Below are 4,568 nucleotides of genomic sequence, written 5' to 3' on the forward strand. Positions count from 1 at the left end.
AGACTGCTAAGAGCTTGGGGAATTGGAGTATAAACTAGCCTTCGAGTATGAAGTGGTTTATGAGTCAAAACAAAGTTACTATGACTTATTCGATGTTGCTTGTGCTGTGGTAATCCAAGTGCCACTTACGTTGGAAATAAATGGAATTTGAGGTGGATTTCGCTTGACTTTTTGTAATAACTTTGTAAATGGCTCAATGATGGAATCCATCATCTGAGAATGAAAAGCGTGGGACGTATGCAGCTTTCGACAGCCTACATCTTTCTTTTGTAGTTGCTGCTGCAATTTATCGATGACATCTGTCGAACCAGAAACAACACATAAGGAAGGACTATTGATTCCCGCAAGAGAAAGCTCTTTTGGGAGCAGGGGTTGCACCTCTTGTTCAGAAAGTTGAACGGAGAGCATAGTACCTACTGGAACTTGCTGCATCAGTTGTCCTCTTGCTGCTACTAGCGCCAAAGCATCTTTGAGGGAGAAAACCCCGGAAAGAGTTGCTGCCACATATTCCCCTATGCTGTGACCAATCATCGCTTCTGGTAGCACACCCCAAGACATCCACAATTTGGATAAGGCGTACTCAATGACAAATAGCGCACTTTGGCTAATAGAAGTTTGTGTTAATTGTTGTGTAGCTGTTTGGGTTTGTGCTTCGCTGGGATAAAGAATATCTCGTAAATCTAGCCCTAAGTGAGGTTTTAGAATCAGACAGCAGCGATCAACTTCCTCAGTAAACTTGGGTTCGCTCTGGTACAACTCCCAACCCATATTCACATACTGCGCTCCCTGTCCAGGAAACATAAATACAGTGGGTCGATTACAGGGCTGTTGGTAGTGGGTAAAAACTCGTTGAGCTTCCAGAGTAGGCAGTGCTTCAACTGCATCATCAATATCATCACACACCAGTATCCGGCGATGGTTGAAAGCCTGACGACCAACTTGGAGAGTGTAAGCCACATCAGCCAGATTCATATCGGGATGCTGCTTAAGATGATTTGTTAGATTTACTGTGGCGGTTTCTAAAGCAGAACTGGTTTTTGCAGACACCATTAACAACTTATGGGTTCGCCCAACGCTAGAGGCTGCAATCAGAGGAGCCTCTTCTACAATCACATGGGCGTTGGTTCCACCAAAACCAAGAGAAGTAATTCCAGCCCGGCGAGGAATTCTGCCCGATTTCCATTCCGCCAGTGTGGTACTAACATAGAAGGGACTGTTGGCAAAGTCGATCTGAGGATTGGGCTGCTCACAATGTAAGCTAGGTGGTATTTGTTTGTGTTTGAGAGCCAGAATCGTTTTAATTAAGCCTGCGATCCCAGCCGCCGCATCTAGATGCCCAACATTGGTTTTCACTGAACCGATCGTACAGAAGCCGCGCTTGAGTGTACTGGTACGAAAAGCTTTTGTCAGAGCTTTAATTTCTATAGGATCGCCTAACGGTGTTGCTGTCCCATGTGCTTCTAGGTAAGTGATAGTCTCGGCTTCTATCCCAGCAGCGGCTATGGCTTCTGCAATCACGTCCGTTTGACCTTCTACACTAGGAGCTGTGAATCCAGCTTTCAAAGAACCGTCATTGTTGACGGCAGAGCCTTTAATTATTGCATGAATGCGATCGCCATCAGCAAGAGCATCTTTTAACCTCTTGAGAATCACAATTCCTACACCGCTACCGAAAATAGTTCCTTTTGCTTTAGCATCAAAGGCGCGGCAGTGTCCATCAGGAGACAAAACCCCATCTTCTTGATAGAGATAGCCACCTTTTGATTGCATATCCAATATCGAAATGCCACCTGCTAAGGCTATATCACATTCGTAATTGAGCAAGCTTTGGCAAGCAACGTGGACAGCAACTAAAGAAGTGGAACAGGAAGTTTGGACTGCATAACTTGGCCCAGTTAAATTTAATTTGAAAGAGACGCGCATGGGAAGATAATCGGGATGATTTCCCAGACTAATTTCCACATCGCTTGCTAATTCTCTAATATTGGGGTTATGAAAAGTCACAATAACGTCTTGAATTTTTTATTTAACAAAGAAATAGCTTGAAGGGCTGTTAGAGAATCACCTCCTAACTCAAAGAAATTGTCATGAATGTTCACGTTGTCAAAATCAAAGAGTTCTTGCCAAATGTTACCAATAGTTTGCTCAACCTTTTTACGGTAAACGGCATTAGTATTCCCCAAAGCATCAGGCATTTGCTCAACCAGGGTTTCAAACAAATCATCAGCGGACTTTGCGTTTGAAGTAACCGAGAGAGATTCAGTAACTAAGTTTAAGGATGAGCCAGTAAAAGTTGGATTACTCATCATCTGTTTACCGTTTTTTGAAATCTGTTCAGAGGGAAAAAATCCTCCTTCTTGCATTTCAACTACACTTTCCTTTACCGCCAAAATCACCTGTTCAATATCTTCATCTGTATGAGCGGTAGATAGATAAAGGGTGCGTCCTTCCCAGACATAAATTCCTTTTGCAAGCAAGTGATAAAAAAGTAAATTACTAAGTTGAGTCTGGCAATCAAAACGGAAGAGAGAGCCAAAATTAACGACTTGAATCGGTACTTGCTTTTGTTCAAAGTAACTATTGAGAGTTTCGACTAATTGTGTTGTCCGTTGATTTAACTCCTCCTGAAGTTTGTAACCACTGTTCTTGATGTGATTGAGTGCAGCCCAGGCGACAGCCATAACCAGAGGATGCTTGAAAAAAGTACCAGCAAAAAAAGTTGTTTTTACCTGGGGGTAAGACTCATCTCCATAGTTCCACATACCTCCGTCCAATGCATCCATGAAAGCAGCTTTGCCAGCCACTACCCCAATAGGGATGCCAGCAGCAACAGCTTTACCATAAGTCGTGATATCTGCTTGAATACCCCATAAAGCTTGAACGCCACCTGGGTGCATCCGAAAGCCAGTAACCACCTCATCGAAAATTAAAACAGTTCCAGTTTCTTGAGTCAATTGTCTTAACTGAAATAGAAACTCTTTGGGCTGCAAATCTGGGCGACTGCTTTGTATCGGCTCAACTAAAATTGCTGCTAAGTTATGAGCATGGTCTTTAAGAATATTCAGAGATTCGGGAGTACCATACTCCAGCACCATCACATCCTCTGCCAAGTATGATGGAATACCTGAAGTCATCGCCACAGAACGCAGCGTTCCGTCGTTGGTTGTTACTCCTTTGACCAAAACTGCGTCAGAACCGCCGTGATAAGAACCAGCAAATAAAGCAATTTTTGAGCGTCCCGTAACAGAACGTGCTATGCGTACAGCCCCCATTACTGCTTCTGTGCCATCGTTACAAAAAGCTGTCCGTTCTGCACCCGTTAACTCGCAAATTAACTCAGCTAGCTGACCTGCATGACGCGATTGTGGGCCATTTAGTATACCTTGCTTGCTCTGCTCTTGGATGGCTGCGATCGCAAAAGATGGCGAATGACCAAATAAAAGCGTACCAAACCCCATTGAAATGTCTACATATTCGTTCCCATCTACATCCCAGAGTCTAGCACCCTCCCCACGCTCTGCATGGATTGGATATATCATCTCCTTAATAAAAGGAAAGAACCCTGATACTGCCCTGCTATTGGCATGGCAAGAACGATAAGCTTGGGTAAGTCTTTTGGATTCTTGGGTACGCTTGACAAAACGTGCAATTAAAGCATCCAGATGTTTCTGCTGGCGGGGACTCAACATCATCGATTCTTTCTCGATTTGTTGAGAAGCAACTTTAGGTGTAAGAGCAATTTTTCGGTTTTTGATTTGTTGCTCAGACTCTGACTTAGTAGATGTAGACTGATTTACACTAAACGCACCATTAATTGAGGTTTGAGCAATTTGCTCATGTAGATGAAGAGGTTGGATAGCTTCCAATGAAGGCAAAACTTCTCTGGGCAAACTTGCCTGTGGTAATAAGCCTACCAGTTTAGACATCACCTGAAGATGCTGTGAAATTATCTGTTCAATAGCTGTATTTGCTATAGGTTTCTCGTCTTTTTGGTTGACTATTTGCGTATCTGGAGCTTTGATTGAGTTGGTTATGACATCTTCTGGTTGAGACACATAAATTTCCTTTTTAGGCGATGGATTGTGATCATTAACTAAGATAGGCTCAATCCAGTATCTTTTTCGCTCAAAAGGATATGTTGGTAAGGGAATACGATGACGTTCTTCATCGGCATAAAATTCTGACCAATCCACATTTATTCCCTCCAGCCAGAGTCTACCCAATGTATTTAGTAAAAACGCTACATCTGATTGTTGCTGCTGTGGATGTCTTAGTGAAGAAAGAACTACCTGCTGGGCGCATGATTGTTTGTTAGCTAAGGTACTTAATGTCTGCCCAGGACCAACTTCTAAAAGAATTCGCTTTGGCTGTTGCAGCAATTCGGCAATTCCCTCACTAAAGCGCACTGTTTGGCGTAAATGCTTTACCCAGTATTTCGGATCTGTTGCTTGTGCTGGGGTTATCCAAGTGCCGGGGGAGCAATGCGATTTTGTGAGGTCGGCTAAAAAAGGTGCGATCGCTAATCACCCATTACGTATGAGTTAAATATTTTATACAATATTACTAGT

At 43.1% G+C, this 4,568-nt stretch carries 1 protein-coding gene and 1 pseudogene; both read right to left on the bottom strand.

The features are described 5' to 3' along the window. Positions 1–78 precede the first annotated feature (78 nt). The gene (locus tag V7K21_RS30485) at positions 79–2,004 is read right to left on the bottom strand and encodes a type I polyketide synthase (RefSeq protein ID WP_335179840.1); all 1,926 of its coding nucleotides are present in this window, start codon (positions 2,002–2,004) and stop codon (positions 79–81) included. 14 nt (positions 2,005–2,018) lie between these two features. Further along, a pseudogene (locus V7K21_RS30490) lies at positions 2,019–4,511 on the bottom strand (aminotransferase class III-fold pyridoxal phosphate-dependent enzyme); the annotation flags it as partial. Between the last annotated feature and the right edge of the window lie 57 nt (positions 4,512–4,568).

The sequence above is a fragment of the Nostoc sp. genome (assembly GCF_036919595.1).
GTDB lineage: Bacteria > Cyanobacteriota > Cyanobacteriia > Cyanobacteriales > Nostocaceae > Nostoc.